The organism is Proteus terrae subsp. cibarius (genome assembly GCF_011045835.1).
GTDB classification, from domain to species: domain Bacteria; phylum Pseudomonadota; class Gammaproteobacteria; order Enterobacterales; family Enterobacteriaceae; genus Proteus; species Proteus cibarius.
Window position 1 is genome coordinate 1,650,981 of sequence record NZ_CP047349.1, and the last position, 19,709, is coordinate 1,670,689.

The 19,709-nt window shown below is 36.6% G+C and carries 22 protein-coding genes; 11 read left to right on the forward strand and 11 right to left on the reverse strand.

Features of this window, described 5'->3' with window-relative positions; translation table 11 throughout:
- Positions 1-68 precede the first annotated feature (68 nt).
- Positions 69-1,223, reverse strand: coding sequence for a cyclopropane fatty acyl phospholipid synthase (cfa, locus tag GTH25_RS07725; RefSeq protein WP_075673232.1), 1,155 nt, complete (start codon positions 1,221-1,223; stop codon positions 69-71).
- A 305-nt stretch (positions 1,224-1,528) separates the two neighbouring features.
- Positions 1,529-2,746: a purine nucleoside transporter PunC gene (punC, locus tag GTH25_RS07730; RefSeq protein WP_075673233.1), complete on the reverse strand. Its 1,218-nt coding sequence runs from the start codon at positions 2,744-2,746 to the stop codon at positions 1,529-1,531.
- Between the two features lie 118 nt (positions 2,747-2,864).
- Between punC and punR the strand changes: the two genes are divergently transcribed.
- The gene (gene punR / locus GTH25_RS07735) at positions 2,865-3,767 is read left to right on the forward strand and encodes a DNA-binding transcriptional activator PunR (protein WP_075673234.1); all 903 of its coding nucleotides are present in this window, start codon (positions 2,865-2,867) and stop codon (positions 3,765-3,767) included.
- A 26-nt stretch (positions 3,768-3,793) separates the two neighbouring features.
- On the opposite strand, the gene purR is transcribed toward punR, so the two are convergent.
- On the reverse strand, positions 3,794-4,819 hold the full coding sequence (gene purR, locus GTH25_RS07740) for an HTH-type transcriptional repressor PurR (RefSeq protein WP_075673235.1): 1,026 nt from the start codon (positions 4,817-4,819) through the stop codon (positions 3,794-3,796).
- Positions 4,820-5,087: 268 nt separating this feature from the next.
- Between purR and cydH the strand changes: the two genes are divergently transcribed.
- The gene (gene cydH, locus GTH25_RS19360) at positions 5,088-5,171 is read left to right on the forward strand and encodes a cytochrome bd-I oxidase subunit CydH (protein WP_103004765.1); all 84 of its coding nucleotides are present in this window, start codon (positions 5,088-5,090) and stop codon (positions 5,169-5,171) included.
- A 137-nt stretch (positions 5,172-5,308) separates the two neighbouring features.
- Here the strand turns inward: cydH and sodB are convergent, their stop codons facing one another.
- Positions 5,309-5,887, reverse strand: coding sequence for a superoxide dismutase [Fe] (gene sodB / locus GTH25_RS07750; protein ID WP_072062546.1), 579 nt, complete (start codon positions 5,885-5,887; stop codon positions 5,309-5,311).
- A 373-nt stretch (positions 5,888-6,260) separates the two neighbouring features.
- On the opposite strand from sodB, the gene GTH25_RS07755 reads away from it, so the two are divergent.
- A complete protein-coding gene (locus tag GTH25_RS07755) occupies positions 6,261-6,617 on the forward strand; it encodes a hypothetical protein (protein WP_075673236.1) in 357 nt (118 codons plus the stop codon).
- 142 nt (positions 6,618-6,759) lie between these two features.
- Here the strand turns inward: GTH25_RS07755 and GTH25_RS07760 are convergent, their stop codons facing one another.
- A complete protein-coding gene (locus tag GTH25_RS07760) occupies positions 6,760-7,575 on the reverse strand; it encodes a sulfite exporter TauE/SafE family protein (RefSeq protein WP_075673237.1) in 816 nt (271 codons plus the stop codon).
- Between the two features lie 551 nt (positions 7,576-8,126).
- On the opposite strand from GTH25_RS07760, the gene GTH25_RS07765 reads away from it, so the two are divergent.
- Together GTH25_RS07765 and GTH25_RS07770 are read left to right on the forward strand one after the other, a co-directional pair.
- Positions 8,127-8,591, forward strand: coding sequence for an OB-fold protein (locus tag GTH25_RS07765; protein WP_075673238.1), 465 nt, complete (start codon positions 8,127-8,129; stop codon positions 8,589-8,591).
- A gap of 355 nt (positions 8,592-8,946) precedes the next feature.
- Entirely contained in the window at positions 8,947-9,288 is a 342-nt protein-coding gene (locus GTH25_RS07770) for a Grx4 family monothiol glutaredoxin (protein WP_006537039.1), read from the forward strand.
- A 122-nt stretch (positions 9,289-9,410) separates the two neighbouring features.
- Here the strand turns inward: GTH25_RS07770 and rnt are convergent, their stop codons facing one another.
- Together rnt and gloA are read right to left on the reverse strand one after the other, a co-directional pair.
- Complete coding sequence (gene rnt / locus GTH25_RS07775) at positions 9,411-10,049, reverse strand: ribonuclease T (RefSeq protein WP_099659676.1); 639 nt, start codon at positions 10,047-10,049, stop codon at positions 9,411-9,413.
- 96 nt (positions 10,050-10,145) lie between these two features.
- Positions 10,146-10,553 carry a lactoylglutathione lyase gene (gloA, locus tag GTH25_RS07780; protein ID WP_036937247.1) on the reverse strand — a complete coding sequence of 136 codons (408 nt, stop codon included), beginning with the start codon at positions 10,551-10,553 and terminating at the stop codon, positions 10,146-10,148.
- 185 nt (positions 10,554-10,738) lie between these two features.
- Between gloA and GTH25_RS07785 the strand changes: the two genes are divergently transcribed.
- Together GTH25_RS07785 and slyA are read left to right on the forward strand one after the other, a co-directional pair.
- The gene (locus GTH25_RS07785) at positions 10,739-10,978 is read left to right on the forward strand and encodes a DUF1289 domain-containing protein (protein WP_109418925.1); all 240 of its coding nucleotides are present in this window, start codon (positions 10,739-10,741) and stop codon (positions 10,976-10,978) included.
- A 451-nt stretch (positions 10,979-11,429) separates the two neighbouring features.
- Positions 11,430-11,858 (forward strand): transcriptional regulator SlyA, encoded by a 429-nt coding sequence (gene slyA / locus GTH25_RS07790; protein ID WP_075674400.1) that lies wholly within the window; start codon positions 11,430-11,432, stop codon positions 11,856-11,858.
- Between the two features lie 316 nt (positions 11,859-12,174).
- On the opposite strand, the gene GTH25_RS07795 is transcribed toward slyA, so the two are convergent.
- A complete protein-coding gene (locus tag GTH25_RS07795) occupies positions 12,175-12,642 on the reverse strand; it encodes an outer membrane lipoprotein (RefSeq protein ID WP_075672187.1) in 468 nt (155 codons plus the stop codon).
- Positions 12,643-12,863: 221 nt separating this feature from the next.
- Between GTH25_RS07795 and anmK the strand changes: the two genes are divergently transcribed.
- From anmK to pdxY, 4 genes are all read left to right on the forward strand, one after another.
- On the forward strand, positions 12,864-13,976 hold the full coding sequence (anmK, locus tag GTH25_RS07800; protein WP_075672185.1) for an anhydro-N-acetylmuramic acid kinase: 1,113 nt from the start codon (positions 12,864-12,866) through the stop codon (positions 13,974-13,976).
- Between the two features lie 43 nt (positions 13,977-14,019).
- Positions 14,020-14,673, forward strand: coding sequence for a pyridoxamine 5'-phosphate oxidase (pdxH, locus tag GTH25_RS07805; protein ID WP_069369294.1), 654 nt, complete (start codon positions 14,020-14,022; stop codon positions 14,671-14,673).
- A 132-nt stretch (positions 14,674-14,805) separates the two neighbouring features.
- On the forward strand, positions 14,806-16,080 hold the full coding sequence (tyrS, locus tag GTH25_RS07810) for a tyrosine--tRNA ligase (protein ID WP_036913193.1): 1,275 nt from the start codon (positions 14,806-14,808) through the stop codon (positions 16,078-16,080).
- A 122-nt stretch (positions 16,081-16,202) separates the two neighbouring features.
- Positions 16,203-17,072, forward strand: coding sequence for a pyridoxal kinase PdxY (gene pdxY, locus GTH25_RS07815; RefSeq protein WP_075672183.1), 870 nt, complete (start codon positions 16,203-16,205; stop codon positions 17,070-17,072).
- Between the two features lie 68 nt (positions 17,073-17,140).
- Here the strand turns inward: pdxY and gstA are convergent, their stop codons facing one another.
- From gstA to fabI, 3 genes are all read right to left on the reverse strand, one after another.
- A complete protein-coding gene (gstA, locus tag GTH25_RS07820) occupies positions 17,141-17,752 on the reverse strand; it encodes a glutathione transferase GstA (protein WP_075672181.1) in 612 nt (203 codons plus the stop codon).
- A gap of 212 nt (positions 17,753-17,964) precedes the next feature.
- The gene (locus GTH25_RS07825) at positions 17,965-18,669 is read right to left on the reverse strand and encodes a DUF3592 domain-containing protein (RefSeq protein WP_099659679.1); all 705 of its coding nucleotides are present in this window, start codon (positions 18,667-18,669) and stop codon (positions 17,965-17,967) included.
- Positions 18,670-18,914: 245 nt separating this feature from the next.
- The gene (fabI, locus tag GTH25_RS07830; protein WP_075672177.1) at positions 18,915-19,703 is read right to left on the reverse strand and encodes an enoyl-ACP reductase FabI; all 789 of its coding nucleotides are present in this window, start codon (positions 19,701-19,703) and stop codon (positions 18,915-18,917) included.
- Positions 19,704-19,709 lie beyond the last annotated feature (6 nt).

The window sequence follows — 19,709 nt, forward strand, 5'->3', positions numbered from 1 at the left end:
AAAACAGAACTAAAGAAAAAGCCAGTTTGATTGATAAACTGGCTTTTCTCTTTTTATAAAAAGAATAATTAGCGAGGGATTTGTAAACCGCCAATATGACCTTTAGGGCTTAGTACGATTTGCCATAGCTGAATATCTCTGGCACGAAATGCACCCGCACAGGCATTAAGATAATAGCTAAACATACGTTTAAAACGCGGTGTATAATTAGACTGAATATCTGGCCAACAGGCTAAAAAACGCTGATACCATGCCATTAATGTTTTATCGTAGTCAGCACCAAAGTTATGCCAATCTTCCATCACAAATTTGCTGTCCATTGCGTGAGCAATTTTTTGAATAGATGGTAAGCATCCATTAGGAAATATATATTTGCTTATCCAACTATCTACATTCACTTTATCGCGGTTAGAGCCAATGGTGTGCAATAAAAACAGACCTTCTTCCTTTAAATTACGACGAACCACATCAAAATAAGTGGCATAATTTTTGGGCCCTACGTGCTCAAACATACCCACTGAAACTATACGATCAAACTTTTCATGTAAATCGCGATAATCTTCTAAAATAATATTTACATCAAGTCCTTGGCATCGAGCTTGTGCCAATTTTTTCTGTTCACCAGAAATGGTGACTCCCGTTACAGAAACACCAAAATGTTTGGCTGCATAGCCTGCAAGTCCACCCCAACCACAGCCAATGTCTAATAAGGTCATTCCTGGTTTTAAATCTAATTTTCGGCAAATTAAATCTAATTTATGTTCTTGAGCTTGAGTTAAATTATCTGCGTTTTTCCAGTAACCACAGGAATATTGCATATTAGGATCGAGCATGGCTGTAAATAAATCATTACCAAGATCGTAATGCTCTTTACCTACCATCCATGCGCGTTTTTGAGTTTGTAGATTAAAAAGGCGGGCTGTCGCAATCTTAACAATATCACGTAGATTTTGTGGGAGCTTATTTTCAAGGCCAGCACGTAAAACTTTATGAAAGAATATATCCAGTCGCTCACAATCCCACCAACCATCCATATAGCTTTCACCGAGACCTAATGAGCCTTGTTGCAATACTCTTTTATAAAAATTTTGATTATGAACCTGAATGTCATAAGGTTCTGAACCATTAACTCGAATATCAGCGTGAGTTAGTAGCTCTGTAGCAATCCTTTCATAAGGATCATTGGAGGTCTTTCGGCCTTCTTCTACACAAGATGTACTCATATACTCTCCGGCGTAAACTAAGCGGGTTTTGAGACATAAGCTAAGAAAGAGTGTGTACAGATTGACAGTATTAAAATGGTATCGTGTTCAATATGGGTTGAACGAATAGAATTAATAAGACAACTAATCTGACATAATCAGCTAATAATCTGCTTAATGCCTCAAAATCCGAAAGAAAAATAGATAAAACGCTATTACAGCGTATAGGTAAGTATAGAGACGTAGAATGTTTTTCTCTAGAAAAGAAAAAGGCTATTTTTTATAAAACAGCCTTTTTAAGATAATTCTTAAAAGAATAAACGTGATTATTCTGCGGTTTGAACTGTGTGTTTGGTAACAGATTTATTACGCTGAATAAAGTAGCCAACTGCCATTGGAATTGCTGTTAACGCCATAATTGCTGTGGTGTTAATCAGAGGTTGTTGGCTAATAAATGCAGATACGATAAAACTTGCTAAGCTACAAAGACCCAGTTGAAGCGCATTTTGTAACGCAGCTGCTTTACCACTAATTTCAGGATAAGCAGATAAAGCATTAGATACTGCGATTGGATAAGATGCACCATTCATTGCAGCCATAATACAGAACGGAATTAAAATAGTTGTCAATGTTGGTTCCGTAAATTTAGCAACAAGGTATAAGGCAGTCATACTGACAGCATAACCAATTAATAACAGTGGTAGCAGTGTTTTACCTGTCATTTTTGACAGTAAAATACGACAACCATAACCACCGACCATAAAGGCAATAGTTTGTGGAATATAACTTAAACCGATATCCTGTGGAGAGTAGCCCATCTTTTCAAGAATGATTGGTGAGCCTGCTAACCAAGCAAAGAAACCTGCACTACAAGAAGCGTAAACTAATACGTTACCTGTGTAGAGAGGGGATTTTAGTAAAGTTATAAATGATGCAGAAGATTGGTTTGCATCTGTAATTGATTTTTGTTTAATGTTTTTTAGCATTAGTGTCGGTAACATGAGAACTAACGTTACGGCCATTAACAGCATAAAAATCATACGCCAGCCACCGTGATTTAATAATGAAGCACCAATTAAAGGAGCAAGTGCTGGTGATAATGCAACCAGTGGCATAATTAAAGCAAAAACGTGCTGAGCGCGAGATTCATCAAAACGGTCGATGACAAGAGCTTGCCAAATAACAGCAGCAGAGCAGACGCCGAAAGCTTGTAGGAAGCGCATAGCAAGTAAGCCAGTTGCACTTTCAACCCACAGCATACCAAGGCAGCCTAAAGAGAAAAGGCTTAAACCAATAAGAAGAATAGGTTTACGACCGACTTTGTCAGAAAGTGGTCCCCAAAGTAACTGAGCAACAGCAAAGCCAAATAAAAAGATACTTAAGCTATTACTAATAGCACCTTCGCTGATAGAGAGCTCACGTTGCATCATACCAAATGCAGGTAAGTACATATCAATAGCTAAGTAACCTAGCATACTTAAACCGGCTAGGTACACCATAAAGCTCATAGGTGTTTTTGATTGTGTGGATGTTTTAGAATTCATTTTATTTTCTATGCTATGTGATGTAGAACATTTTATATATTGTAACTAAGACCTATTTTACTTGTGAAACGGGAATATTTGGTTAATGCTGTGAAAAATTTTCAAAGGAATAAACTCTATGTGGTCAGAATACTCTTTAGAAGTTGTTGATGCAGTCGCAAGAACAGGAAGTTTTAGCTCGGCTGCTCAAGAATTGCACAGAGTGCCATCTGCCGTTAGTTACACTGTTCGGCAATTAGAGGAATGGCTTGCCGTTCCTTTGTTTGAGCGCCGTCATCGTGATGTGGAATTAACCGACGCAGGTAAAATTTTCATCAAAGAAGCACGGTCTGTTATCAAAAAAATGAATGACACTCGGCACCTTTGTCAACAGGTTTCTAATGGATGGCGCGGTCAATTTAGTATAGCAGTTGATGGCATAGTTAAACCTGAAAGAACACAACAACTTATTCTCGACTTCTACCGCCATTTTCCGGATATAGAACTGTATGTCTACCCTGAAGTGTTTAATGGCGTATGGGACTCCTTAGTTAATGGTCGTGTTGATTTAGCCATTGGTGCAACAAGAGCCTCACCAATCGGTGAACGTTATAGTTTTAGAGATATGGGATTTATGCCTTGGCGCTGTGTTTGCCATGTTGATCACCCTTTAGTGAAAGCACAACATCCACTAACGGATGATGAAATGCGACCTTATCCAAGTTTATGTTTAGAGGATACCTCGCGCAGTTTACCAAAACGTGATACATGGGCACTCAATAATCAGCGTAGAATGGTTGTTCCGACATGGGATATGGGGCTTGAGTGCTTGTTAGCGGGATTATGCGTTGGAATGGTGCCTTGGCACCGTGCTGAACCTTTAATTGAACAAGGTAAGTTGGTAACTTTGCAACTGGCACAACCATTGCCAGACAGCCCATGCTGCCTGACGTGGGTCGATAAAAGTGAATCACCTGCTTTGACATGGTTGTTAGATTATCTTGGAGATAGCCAAACCTTAAATGAGGAATGGCTTCGCTAGAAATCAGGTAGCTAAATAAATATGAATTAACGACGGTAGTCGATAAAAGGACCGTCAGCAACTGAACGGCGCTCAACTAATCGTGGATGAACTTCGATTGTTTGGGCGTCTTCGCGTTTATTGACGATACGATCAAGCAACATCGATAATGCCATTTGACCTAGACGTTCTTTTGGCTGGTGGACGGTTGTTAGTGCGGGTGTAAAATAGCGTGCATTTCGAATATTGTCATAGCCAACAATAGAAATATCTAAAGGAACACGCAGGCCAAGTTCATCCGCAGCACAAATTGCACCCATCGCCATCACATCACCACCACAAAAGACAGCAGTCGGTCGATGTTTTTGGTTTAGCATTTGGTACATAGCTTTATAGCCAGATTCTGGCTCAAAGTCGCCTTGTACAATCCATTCGTCTTTGACTGTGATTTTGGCTTCTTCCATGGCTTTTAAGAAACCTTGTAAGCGGCCACCACCTGTATTACGTTCTAATGGGCCTGGGATAATACCAATATCACGATGACCTCGCTCAATAAGGTAACGACCCGCAATATAACCACCATGGAAAGCGTTATCGATAATGGTATCTGTAAAGTCGCCACGCGCTTTACCCCAATCCATGACAACCATTGGAATATTGCGATAGCCCTCTAAAAGAGTAAGAAGGTGATCGGGATATTCAGAACACATGACTAATAATCCATCAACACGTTTTTGTGCCAGCATCGCTAAATAGGCTTTTTGTTTATCGAGGTTATTATGTGAATTACATAAAATCAGTGTGTACCCTTTGCTGTAACAACTATTTTCAACAGCTTCAATCACTTCAGCAAAGTAAGGAGCTTCACTGGACGTGGCTAACAGGCCAATAGATTTGGTGTGATTGACTTTTAAACTACGCGCAACGGCACTAGGTGAATAATTTAATTCTTTTATAGCGGCCCAAACTGCTGCCCGTGTGTTCTCAGCAACAAAACGTGTTTTGTTGATCACATGAGAAACAGTCGTGGTTGATACGCCTGCGCGTTTTGCCACGTCTTTTATTGTTGCCATGGTGTGGAAAACTCCTGACCTTCATTGGTCTCTTTTATCTAATTTTATGGTTTAACTGCCAGTATAGTCATACATAGGGCAAACACTGGCAATAATTTAGCGATTAGCTGTGAATTTTGTATGATCTAGCTCAAAAGTGAAAGTATTAATCAATGTTATAAATTGTGCACTGGTCGCTATTTTAGCAAATTTTGATATGTGATAATAATTAACCATGACAAGGTTATGGTTAAAAATGTGTATTATAATCATTTTGAGGGAGAAATAGATGGATACGGATCTGAAATTTGGTTTGAGTACAGCAGTAGCAGCGCTTGTTATGATTGTTTTATTTTCGACTATGTTGTTCTAATCACTGCTTTATAGAATATTCGATCAATTTAAATAATAGATTATCGAATATCTGAATATAACAAAGGGCTCAAGGCCCTTTGTTATTTTGTCACCAAAAATGAATCTCAATCACTCACCTTTGATTATCAAGCTCAATTAAGCCAGGTTAGCTTCAACAAATGACCAGTTAACCAGTGCCCAGAACTCTTCTAAATATTTAACACGTGCATTACGGTAGTCGATGTAGTAAGCATGTTCCCATACGTCTACTGTTAACAGTGGTTTGTCTGCCCCTGAAACTGGAGTTGCAGCATTAGAGGTGTTAACAATTGCAACTGAACCGTCAGCTTTTTTAACTAACCAAGTCCAACCTGAACCGAAGTTTTTAGCTGCAGCATCATTGAATTGCTTTTTGAACTCTTCAAAAGAGCCAAATGCTTTGTTGATAGCATCAGCAATTTTACCTGTTGGTGCGCCACCTGCATTTGGTGCTAAGCAGTTCCAGTAGAAAGTGTGGTTCCATACTTGAGCAGCATTATTAAAGATACCGCCATCAGTAGATTTGATGATTTCTTCTAAAGATTTGCTTTCTAAATCAGTACCTTTAACCAGATTATTTAAATTGGTTACATAGGTCTGGTGGTGTTTGCCGTAGTGATATTCTAAAGTTTCTTTAGAGATGTGTGGCTCAAGAGCATCTAACGCATAAGGTAATTTTGGTAATTCGAAAGACATTGCGTACTCCTTTAAACTATCTATTTCGGGTTTTGTGCCTGAAATCATTCAATCAAAATCATTTGAATTGATAGAATGAGGCAAATGAATCACTAAGTTGTTACTATTTTGCTAATTATTTTAACAAAAATCTGCTGAAATAACAGCTAAATATCTTTTATCTATAGTTATAAGCCATATAGATTAATTATATTCATAAGAGTATATCCCTCTTGCCTGCACGTAAAGTAGCAAAAGCGCATTTGTAAGAAGAGATGTAAAAATGGGGGGAGTATAAATTTTATTCTATTTATGTGATTTAATGAAATTTGTATATTTATTGTAGCAACCGTATTTCATATTGAATTTATACAAATAGAGTGTAGGAGTTAAAATGAGTTATAACGTAGCACTATTTGATTTTCCCATCCCGAATGATTTTGAAAAAGCGTGTGAATATTTTGAAAAATATGACGATGAAGATATTCAGGAGTTAAGCCCATTAATGTTGCTTTTTTACCAAGAAATCTCTCATCTATATCCGTGTATTTGTGAATTACCTGACGATGAAATAGATGACAGCGTATGGTGTGATGGGCCCTTAATCAATAATTTTATGACCAAAATTCCAGTCGTTGGTTTTGTTTACTCTAAAGTAGATGAAGCTCTTCCTGTTGTTATTAAATTAGCAAATAAGATGGGAATTTCAGTCCTTGATTGGCAACAAGGAGCAGTTTTTAATGCTAAATAAATATATTGTAGCTAATTGTTTTAGCTATGATATATGCTGTATTTTAGACTGCATTGGTTTTATTTGTTATTTATAGGAATAGATGAGGAAAAATAAAATAATTATTTCCCTCATCTATTCTATTATTTTTTAGAGCACACGATTATCCCATAATAAGCGTATACATCATTTTCACGACGACTAAGAATAGAAATAATGCAAATATTTGGCGAACTCTAGGAATTGGTAGGCGATAAGCAACTTTTACACCGATGGGTGCGAAGAGTACGCTGGTAATGCTTATTCCGATAAAGGCAGGTAAATAGATAAAGCCGAAGTAATAGTTATCAATATTTGTTTGATTCCAACCATAGATAATACCCATGATTGTGCCTATAGAAGCAATTATGACACCAATCATAGACGAGGTTGCAACACATTTACGTGTATTAAATCCCCAATGACTTAAAAGAGGAATGGTGATAGTGCCACCTGCAATACCAATAAAGCTGGATATAAAGCCAATTAAAGAGCCACCAATGGTTAAGGCTGGCTTTGAAACCGTAGGATCTTTCACATTTTCAATGCGTTCTGCTTCTTTCTTTTTAGTTAATAACCCATAGATGGTATATACCATGAAAATACAGAACACGACTTGTAATATCGTGTTTGACATTTTTTGTACCAGAAATGTTCCCACGAACATACCAATGAGGGTGCCGAGAGATAATAGAGGGAATTGCTGCCATAAAATAGCTTTATGTTTGTTATGGGAATACGCTGAAGATGCTGTAGAAAATATAATGACAGAGAATGAGGTAGATAAGGCAATTTTCATTACCATATCTGTTGGGATAGCTTGTTGACTGACCACATACATAACCACCGGAACAATGATTGCACCGCCTCCTATGCCAAGTAGCCCAGCAAAAAAGCCAGTGATACATCCCACTAAAAGAAACAGTAAAATCATGTCCATAGTTAATACTCATCAGGGTTTATAACAAACCCATTTATATACATTATATCCTTTTAAGAAGGTAGCGTTTTATCTTAATGTATAGATTATGAAAATTAATGTGTTGATTTTGAGATGAAAATTGTTATTTCTTCTCTTGTTACTTCTTAAATATAAAAGAATATATAGCTAAATATAATTCAAATAAAGGAATGTATTAAATATTTAATCTTGGATTTAATAGTAAATTATATTTTAAAACCACAAGATAAAAATAATAAAATTAATTTTATAGGTAAAACAAATCGAAATATGACTATCTTATTTTTTATTTATTTATTTATGGAAGCTTAGGGTGGCAGGATTTTTCTTATTTAAAATAAAACAACGAGAACTTATATTACTATTTTTTATGTTCTATACTGTCAGCTCAAAATATTAAGCGATTTAGAAAGAGTCAAACATTTATCCATAATGTAGGCAAGGGCGTTGTTTTATTTGATTAAAATAGATTTTTATCTTATTGAATTTATATTTTATCTATCTTTTTTTGACTTTATAAAGGAATTTGTATGAAGAAGACGGTGTTATTATTATCTATGATCACATTATTATCAGGGTGTAAAATAAACGAGGCTATTCGTTCAGTTAATAGTGCTGTAAACCAAATTGTTCCATCAATGGAATCTCCAGTAACTGAAGCGACTTATGCGGGAATATGTAAGGATTTTAGTGATAATGAGATTGCGGCGAAGAAAAAATGGAGAGGGAAGTGGATTATTTTAGAAGGAAGAGTGACCACTATCGCAAGTTTAGAAGAAGTAGTCAGATATGACCTCTATAAACCAACACCACCTAAAGTTGTTGCTATTTCATTTAATAATAAAGCCAGTGCTTCATATACTTTAAAACCAAGTGAAGAAGATAATGTTCTTAAAATTAAGAAAGGACAAACTGCAAAAATAAAAGGTGAAATAAGCGATATTACTTATACACTGGGCTGTTTGATCCTTTTAGAGAACGGAACCATACAGTAATAAGTCATTTCAATTGAACCAATCGATTCGAGCATTGGCAATTTTCTTAATTGAAATGCTCTCAGCCTCTTAATTGAGGCTTTTTATTTCTCCTAACATTTTATTCAGTGATTGTGTCGGTAGTAAGAGATGAAATAACAAGATAAAACACACTTATAAACATCTGTAACGTATTGATTTATTTTTTATGTTTCATTGTGTATTTTCTCATCAATAGTACTGTGGTTTAGTACCAATCTGTTGTTTTATATCGATAATTAAACTTATATAGAGGTTTCTAATATAAAGTGGTATTCTTCTTTCATGTTTTCCCCTATAAAGCATATCGAATATAAAAGGCTGTAAGGACTTACAAATGACGACTATTGAAAAAATTGAACGCCAGATCAACGAAAACCCAATTATTTTATACATGAAAGGTTCACCAAAATTACCAAGTTGTGGTTTTTCTGCTCAGGCAGTTCAAGCTATCTCTGCTTGTGGTGAGCGTTTTGCGTATGTTGATATCCTGCAAAACCCAGATATTCGTGCAGAATTACCAAAATATGCACACTGGCCAACCTTCCCACAATTATGGGTAGATGGTGAATTAGTCGGTGGATGTGACATTATTTTAGAAATGTATCAGCGTGGTGAATTACAGAAGTTATTAAAAGAGACTGCTGATAAATATCGTGGTGAAGAAGAAGCACAGTAATTCATTTTTATCGTCTCGGTATTGAAACGTATAAAGATAGTGAGATCTTCAATAAAAAAGCCAGTTCATCATTGAACTGGCTTTTTTCTGTTATTCATAAATGTACCAGAGACACCATGATTTTAAGGTGTAGGTAATGGCCATCCACCAAGCTTTTTCCAGCGGTTAACTAATTCACAAAAAAGTAATGATGTGCGATTTGTATCGTATAACGCGCCATGTGCTAATTTGCTATCAAAGGGAATACCAGCAGTGATGCAGGCTTTCGCTAAAATTGTCTGCCCTAATACCAATCCGCTTAAAGCTGCTGTATCAAAGGTGGCAAAAGGGTGAAAAGGATTACGTTTTAATCCAGCTCGCTCAGCGGCTGCCATAACAAAGCTGTGATCAAAATTTGCATTGTGAGCTACAATAATGGCGCGGTTACAATCAGCATCCTTCATTCCTTTACGTACCATTTTAAAAATGGCATGAAAGGCTTCATATTCACTGACTGCACCACGTAAAGGATTGGTCGGATCAATACCTGTAAATTCTAAGGCTGCAGGTTCTAGATTAGCCCCATCAAAGGGTTCAACATGAAAATGTAATGTGTTGTCTGGTTTTAGCCAACCTTGTTCATCCATTTTTAATGTAATAGCGGCGATTTCAAGTAAACCGTCTGTTTTCGCATTAAATCCACCTGTTTCAACATCGATGACAACAGGGTAGTAACCCCGAAAACGGTTACAAAGCTTATTGGGATTATTTATATCAGGCATTAAGTTGTACTTATCCGACAAAAAATAGAGTATCGGAAATTGATAATCAGTAAGGCCAGAAAGATAAGCATGTTATCTTTCTGGTTTTAATAAAAATTAGTTACCTAGAGCGTGACTTGCACTTTTGTTTTCGATGAGCTCGATTTTGTATCCATCAGGGTCTTCAACAAAAGCAATAATTGTTGAGCCGCCTTTTACTGGGCCTGCATCACGGGTAACATTACCGCCAGCTTGGCGAATGGCTTCGCAGGTTGCAGCAACATCATCAACACCTAATGCTACATGCCCAAAAGCAGTTCCCATTTCGTAGCTGTTTACACCCCAGTTATAGGTTAATTCGATAACCGCACCGGTGCTTTCATCACCATAACCAACAAAAGCTAACGAGTATTTATATTCCTCATTCTCGCTAGTGCGTAGAAGTTGCATACCTAAAACCTTGGTATAAAAGTCGATAGAACGTTGCAAATCGCCCACTCGGATCATGGTATGAAGTACTCGCATATAAACCTCTTGTGTTTTTCTAATGATTAAACCCTACAGATAAACTGATGGCGGAGTACTATAACGCGTTAAAGCCCTAAAGTTCAATTTTACTACGCCTTTAACAGTTCAATAAATCATGTTGTGCAGATAATATCTCTATTAACTATACTCTATTGTAACAAACAATAGGGAGGGAAAATCAAATGCAAGAACAATTAGAATTTTTTGATATTCCTAGTCCTTGTATTGGACGTTGCGAAATGAATGCACAAGGATATTGCATGGGGTGTTATCGTAGCCGTCAAGAGCGGTTTGATTGGTCAAAAATGAATCAATATGAGAAAAGAAATATATTACGACTTTGTCAGCAACGTTATTTAAGAACATTAAAAAGAGTGGGTTCCTCAATTGAAAAAGAGAATGAACAACTCAATTTATTTTAAATATTCCACTTATTTTTTAATATTAAAATAATAATTAACTATTTTTTTAATTCATTGTTTTTATTTATTGTAGTCATGTGGTTTATTATTTTTTCTTTATTAATATAAAGTTATAACTTTAAAGTATCATTCTGGTTTTTTATTTTTAACTATTTGATAATAATGATATTTTTCTTATTTTTTAGTGTTGAGTTTAAAATAATAATAATTATTATGTAAAAAAATATAGATTAGTTTTTATAACAAGGTTATTCTTTATGGACTTTCGTTGCTAGAAAGAAATGGTTTAATTATATCTGGAAAATAATTACTTATCTAATAAATAGGATTATAACTATATTAGTTATTAAAGGTAATATTTTAATTAAAAAGAATAGGTAAATATTGTATTAAAAATGAATATCTAAACTTTGTAATAAGTTGACTGAAAATGCTAATTAAGGAGAGATAAGTGGAATCAACATTAGGAGCTGATTTAGCGCGTTTAGTTCGATTATGGCGTGCTTTAATTGATCATCGTCTCAAACCGTTAAAACTAACCCAAACCCATTGGGTGACTTTGTATAATATCAGCCAATTACCTCCAGAGCAGTCACAAATCCAATTGGCAAAAGCAATAGGAATCGAGCAACCATCTTTAGTGAGAACCTTAGATCAACTGGAAGAAAAAAAACTGATATGTCGGCATACATGTGCAAATGATCGTAGAGCAAAACGTATAAAATTAACAAAAGAATCTGAGCCTTTTATTAATGAGGTTTACACAGTAATAGAAAAAACGAGACGAGAGATATTAGGTGGTATCCAACTAGAAGAAATCGAAAGGTTAATAGGTACAATCAAAAAATTAGAAAAAAATATAAATAGGCTAAATGACTAATAATTTCAAATTTAATATATATTCTATTTAAATCATATTAATTACATGATAATTATACTCTAAAGAGTTCAGTACTCAGCTAGATAACAAGTGAATGAGTCACTAGGACATATAAAGTATGTAACTGGTGTGAGTAAACGATGTCAACAACACTGAAACTTGAAATATGACGAGTATATAACGTAAATCTTTATATAGTTTGAATTGTGATAACTAGATTATATATTCGCGCTCTCTTTCGGTTACTTATTATTAAGTCATAAAATAAAACAGGCAACTTTAATGTTGCCTGTTTTTTGTTGCTAATTGCTCATTATTAGCGAGGAGAAACAGTTAAGTTATTTCCGTTACCAATAACGGCAACACGTTGACCTTGGCTGTAAACAGTATTATCTGCTTTTTGAACGATAGCGACAGTTCTACCACTATCTAAACGAACTTCAATTTGAACACCCTTAGTGGTGTTTAATGCGCCTTGTGCTTGTTGTCCTGCCATACCACCTGCAATTGCACCAGCGGCTGTTGCAAGGTTACGGCCTGTACCACCACCCACAGTGTTACCTAACATACCACCGAGAACGGCACCACCAATCGCACCTAAAATATTCTCATCGCTACCCGCTTGAATATTTACTGCACGCACAGAAACCACTGTACCATAAGTAATATTTTGAGCTTGTTTTGCTTGGCTTGCGGTGTAAGTGTCACCGGACAGTGAATTTGTATTCACACAGCCAGTAAGTACAGTCATTGTAAAAAGACCAATAAGTAAATGCTTAAACATAGTCACTCCTAAAGAAAACCTGAGTTGAGTTGCTCAGATTATACCAATGTTATCTAGTATCAGTTATAGCTTGTTTTTTGCGTATGTCGACACTGATTTTAATAATATATAGCTTACTATATAGTAAAGGCCGATAGTAAAAACAGAAGAGATTTCTGAAAAAAGAGAATATAACATTATATGTTAAAAATTTGCATCATCTTGATTATAAGGAAAAGAACATGATAGCAGGGCGGTACATTGGTGTGATGTCTGGCACAAGCTTAGATGGTGTTGATGTTGTATTAGCTGCAATTAATAATAAGTTCGTTGCACAACAAGAAAATCATTTTCTGCCTTACCCACAAAATCTGCGCCAACGAATTTTAGCTGTTTGCCAAGGGCAACCTACTACCTTGCATGAAATCGGCCTATTAGATGCCCAATTGGGCGAGCTTTATGCGCAAGCAATTATAGAGTTACTCGCAAAAGTAAAACTTAGTGCGAGTGATATTACGGCGATAGGGTGCCATGGACAAACCATTTGGCATGAGCCAGAAAGTGATATGCCATTTACTATGCAAATTGGTGACAACAATCGTGTTGCTGCATTAACAGGAATTACGACGGTTGGTGATTTTCGTCGCAGAGATATTGCTTACGGTGGGCAAGGTGCACCTTTAGTACCTGCTTTTCATCTTGCTGTATTAGGGCATTCTGTTGAAAAACGTATTATTTTGAATATTGGTGGCATCGCCAATATTTCATTGTTATTACCAGGTATTGCAGTTAAAGGCTACGATACAGGTCCTGGAAATATGTTATTAGATAGCTGGAATTGGATCCATAACCAGACACCTTATGATGATAATGGTAAATGGGCTGCTACTGGCACTGTAAACCCAATTTTATTGAAAGATATGCTTTCGGATCCTTACTTTTCGCGTTCAGCACCTAAAAGCACAGGGCGAGAATATTTCAATACACAATGGTTAAATTACCATTTAGCAAGAGTACCTAATGTTTTTCCTGAAGATGTACAAGCAACTTTAGTTGAATTAACCGCAATAAGTATTGTGCAACAAATCCAACTAAACGGTGGATGCGAACGTTTACTTGTTTGTGGTGGTGGGGCGCGAAATGGGCAGATTATGCATCGCTTAGCTTCACTATTACCAGGAACAGAAGTCGCGACAACGGATAAATATGGTTTAAGTGGTGATGACATGGAAGCGTTGGCATTTGCTTGGCTAGCCGCTCGCACTATTGCGAATGAATCAGGGAATTTACCTTCCGTAACAGGGGCATCAAGAGAAACTGTTTTAGGGGCGATTTACCCTACAAATCCTCGTTAAGCGTGATATGCTGAATGCAGTTTCTCAAAAGAGAGAGTGAAAAATGACAGAACTTGATTTTATTGATGTTGCAGATTTACGCCGTGAATATATGAACGGTGGACTACGACGTCATGAATTAACTGAACAGCCGTTAGTTTTGTTTGAAAAGTGGCTAAAGCAGGCTTGTGAAGCGCGTTTGAGTGATCCTACTGCAATGTGTGTCGCAACAGTTGATGAAAATGGACAGCCTTACCAACGTATCGTGTTATTAAAACATTTCGATGAACATGGTTTAGTCTTTTATACCAACTTAGGTAGTCGCAAGGCGAGTCATTTAGAGCACAACCAACGAGTCAGTTTATTATTTCCTTGGTACCCCTTAGAAAGACAAGTCTGTTTTTTAGGAAAAGCAGAAAAACTTTCCCCTATTGAAGTGATTAAATATTTCCATAGTCGCCCTAAAGATAGCCAAATAGCGGCCTGGGCTTCTCAACAGTCTTCTCGCATTTCCGCAAGAGGTGTGTTAGAGAGTAAGTTCTTAGAATTAAAGCAGAAATTCCAAAATGGAGAAGTGCCATTACCGAGTTTCTGGGGAGGGTATCGTGTGACATTTGATTCTGTTGAATTTTGGCAAGGGCGAGAAAATCGTCTGCACGATCGCTTTATCTACCAAAAATCACCACAAGGATGGGATATTGAGCGACTAGCACCTTAATAGTGTGTTAATAAATTTGCCTCAAAAAGTCTTTTTCTACTGGTACTTAATGTAGTGGCGCTTTATGCTATACCACTTATGTTTCACTTATATTTTAAATAGACAAAAAACAATAAACCGATGGAGTCATTGATGTCTAGCAAGAACCTAATCACACAATTGCAGGAGCGTGGGCTAATTGCTCAGGTCACGGATGAGGCAGCTTTAGTAGAGCGTTTGGAGCAAGGTCCTATCGCTCTCTATTGTGGCTTCGATCCTACCGCTGATAGCCTGCATTTGGGGCATTTGGTTCCTTTGCTGTGTTTAAAACGATTCCAACTAGCCGGGCATAAGCCTGTGGCGTTGGTGGGTGGTGCAACGGGTCTAATTGGTGATCCTAGTTTTAAAGCCACCGAGCGCAAACTGAATACCCAAGATACTGTTCACGAATGGGTAGAAAAAATTCGTAAACAAGTATCACCTTTCTTAGATTTCAACAGTGGTGAAAACAGTGCGGAATTAGCAAACAACTATGACTGGTTCGGTCAAATGGATGTGCTGACATTCCTGCGTGATATCGGTAAACACTTCTCTGTGAACCAAATGATCAACAAAGAAGCGGTTAAACAGCGTTTAAACCGTGACGATGTGGGTATCTCTTTTACTGAATTCGCCTATAACCTATTACAAGCTTATGACTTTGCGTCATTAAATACGCATTTAGGTGTTGAATTACAAATCGGTGGCTCTGATCAGTGGGGTAATATCACTTCAGGTATCGATTTAACCCGTCGTTTCAATCAGAAACAAGTATTTGGTATGACCGTACCATTAATTACTAAATCTGATGGAACTAAATTTGGTAAGACAGAAGGTGGTGCGGTTTGGTTAGATCCTAAGAAAACCAGCCCATACAAATTCTACCAGTTCTGGATTAATACAGCAGATGCTGATGTTTATCGCTTCTTGAAATTCTTCACATTTATGAGTATTGAAGAAATTAATGCACTTGAGGAAGAAGATAAAAATAGCGGTCAAGCGCCTCGAGCTCAGCGTGTATTAGCAGAACTAGTTACTGGTTTAGTTCATGGTGAAGAGGGGTTAATCGCCGCTAAACGTATTACAGAAAGCTTATTCTCTGGTGCAATTGCAGACTTAACACAAGCTGACCTTGAACAATTAGCACAAGACGGTATGCCAACAATTGAATTAGAAAAAGGCAGTGATTTGCAACAAGCGCTGGTTAACGCAGAATTAGTTCCTTCTCGTGGCCAGGCTCGTACAATGATTGGCTCTAACGCAGTTTCAATTAATGGCGAAAAACAGGACAATCCTGAATACGTCTTTGAAGAAAAAGATTTCTTATTTGGTCATTACTCCATTTTACGTCGCGGTAAAAAACATTACTGCCTCGTTATCTGGAAATAATTGACAGTAAAGGGCAGCCGATGAGTTGCCCTTTTTCTTAATAACAATAAATAAACGTATATACCTCGCCTATGATGATAAAGCTTGGGTGTTGTGTGTATTCACAATAATCGGTTTATGTCATGAAAAATATACTCTCTATTCAGTCACATGTTGTTTTCGGCCACGCCGGTAACAGCGCCTCTGAGTTTCCAATGCGTCGTATGGGGGTGAATGTTTGGCCTCTAAATACAGTGCAATTTTCAAATCACACGCAATATCCAGAAAAATGGACTGGGTGCGTTATGTCAGCAGAGCACATTACTGATATTGTTGATGGTATTGCCGCAATCGGTAAACTCTCACAATGTGATGCAGTGTTAAGTGGTTATTTAGGATCGGCTGAACAAGGTTTGCGTATTGTTGATATTGTGAAAAAAGTGAAACAAGCGAATCCTAACGCATGGTATTTCTGTGATCCTGTAATGGGGCATCCTGAAAAAGGGTGTATTGTTCCTCCTGCTGTTTCAGGTGTGCTGTGTGAAGAAGCATTACCTATTAGTGATATTATTGCACCTAACTTATTAGAGCTTGAAACATTAAGTGGTGGCAAAGCCCTTCATAATGTTGATGAGTGCGTAAATGCCGCTCGTGAATTGTGTAAACAAGGCCCTAAAGTTGTATTAGTAAAACACTTATCACGTGCTGGATATCGTCATGATCGCTTTGAAATGCTGTTAGTAACCGCAGAACATAGCTGGCATGTTAGTCGTCCATTAGTCGATTTTGGTGAGCGTCAACCTGTGGGGGTTGGTGATTTAACCAGTGGTTTAATGCTGGTGGATTTACTCAAAGGTGTTGAATTACAAACCGCATTGGAACACGTTGCTGCGGCAGTTTATGAAGTGATGCTAAAAACAAAAGAGATGAATGAGTATGAACTGCAACTTGTTGCGGCTCAAGATCAAATGGTGCATCCAACGCATAGATTCTGTGCGACACAAATAGATTAATAGTTCTATAACAAGCTTAAAAAATAGCTCAAATTATTTTATATAACTTGAGCTATTTAAATCAAAAGTTACTCTTTAATTAATCCTTCAGTGACCAGTGCACTGTGCACATTAGGGCGTTGTGCAATACGTTTTAGGTAGTTTTGTAGGTGTGTTAAATCAGTTAAATCTAAACCAACATGCGGTGCCCATTGGCTTAATGTAAATAAATAGGCATCAATAACTGTAAAATGCTCACCACATGCGCATTTTTGTTTGCTCAATACATCATTAATATAAGCGAATTTACTTTTTAATTTAGTTTTAACGATAGGTACATAGCTTTCAGGTGTATCTGGTGAAAATAACGGGCCATAGCCTTTATGCACTTCACTTGCGAGAAAGTTTAACCACTCAATTTGATGATAACGTTCTAGTGATTTTGGTGGTGCAATTAAATTTCTATCCGGTTTTAAGTCTGCAAGGTATTGAACAATTGCAACACCTTCAGTCAAAATATCACCATTATCTAATTGAAGAACAGGGACTTGGCCTTTTGGATTGATGGTTAGAAAATCTTTCCCCGATTCTGTTTTCTTAGCACGTAAATCGATGCGCTCTATTGAAAAATCTAAACCTGTTTCACGTAAAACGATATGAGGGGAAAGCGAGCAACTACCGGGTGTGTAGTACAATTTCATGTTGAATAGCTCCCTATCAATAAGGTGGTGAATTAACTTACAGATATCAGAATATCTTCACTAATATAAGATGATAAAAGGTTCTAAGAAATTAGCAAACTCAAATGATGCGAATAAAAAAGGCTTTTGTAAATCTGTGAACAAGGCTGTTAATTGATGAAAATATACGAAATAAATACTCCTTATATTTATAATATATAAGGAGTATTTTATTATAACTCTTCAAACGAAGGTAAGAATGAAATATCAAGGTAATAAATTTTGGGATTCTTTTTATCAACATAAACTGTAATAAGCTCTCTATTAATATAGGGTGTGGGATCAAAGAAGATATAACCACTCTTATAACGAATTAATCGATTGTTTAATGTATCATGATAATCAGCAATAATTTGATAGGGAGAGCGGTGATTAAAACTGATATTACTATTAATAATAATTTCAGAAATTTTTACATTAATAGGCATTCCATCGCGTTTTAATCGTTGATCCCTTGTAGCTCTTCTTCTGATAAAATACAAAGGGATAAGCCCTGTTGATGCAAATAACAACCCGAAAATACTTAATATAGTCCCAGCACCATATAAGCCTAAAAAGTTGTTAATAGTCGCTCTTTGTGGATCATTTGGAAGATAAATAACATTAATTTTTTCACCAAGATAAAAGCGGGATTGACTGCTACCTTCTGGTGAACGAAACGTTATTTCTCGATTATCTTCAGTATTGAATTGAATAATAGGGTGATAAAAATAGTCACCATCAGAAGATTTACTCACACTTTGGTCAATAACAATACCTGTTGTTTCTATTCCATTCCTTACTACATTTAATTCAGATTTAATTACAAATAAAGCTACAATAAAAATAATCGCACCAATAAGAGCAAAAATATAAAACAGAAATTTAAATTTCTTCATACATTAAATCCTTTTATTAATATGTGATTATTTTATCGCTAATATGAAGAAAAGATTATAGGAATAAACTAAAAAAACAAAAGTGAAATTTATCTAAAACGTAGCATTATTAAAAATGAAAAGGATAAGAACTATATTGGATAAAATTTCGATAGTTAATGGCGTTAAGAGTAAAAACAGTAGAAACAACTTAATAAAAACCAGCCTTCACAATGAGGCTGGTTTTTATTATTCATAGAACAGAATTATTTCAGTTCTAATTCATTCATAGCAGCGATGCTGAAACCACCATCTACGTGAACGATTTCACCTGTAATACCACCAGATAAGTCAGAGCATAGGAATGCTGCTGTATTACCTACATCTTCGGTTGTTACAGTGCGACGCAGAGGAGTGACTGACTCGCAATGGTTTAACATTTTACGGAAATCTTTGATACCAGATGCCGCTAATGTACGGATTGGGCCAGCAGAGATACCGTTAACACGAATACCTTCAGGACCCATAGCATTTGCCATATAACGAACGTTAGCTTCTAAAGAAGCTTTCGCCAGACCCATAACGTTATAGTTAGGGATTGCACGTTCAGCGCCTAAATAAGTCAGAGTTAACAGCGCTGAGTTTGGATTGAGCATTTCACGGCTTGCTTTCGCCATAGCAACGAAGCTATATGCACTGATGTCGTGAGCAATTTTAAAGCCTTCACGAGTTACTGCATTAACGTAGTCGCCATCTAATTGGTCAGCAGGAGCAAAACCGATAGAGTGAACAAAACCATCATATTTTGGCCAAACTTTTGCAAGTTCTGCATACATAGTATCGATGCTTTCGTCTTTTGACACATCACACTCTAATACGATATTTGAGTCTAATGATGCTGCAAATTCTTCAACGCGTGGTTTAAGTTTTTCATTTTGGTAAGTAAATGCAAGTTCTGCACCTTGGTCACGCATAGCTTTGGCAATACCATAAGCAATTGATAATTTACTAGCAACACCAGTAATAAGAATGCGTTTGCCGGTCATAAAGCCCATAGCTGT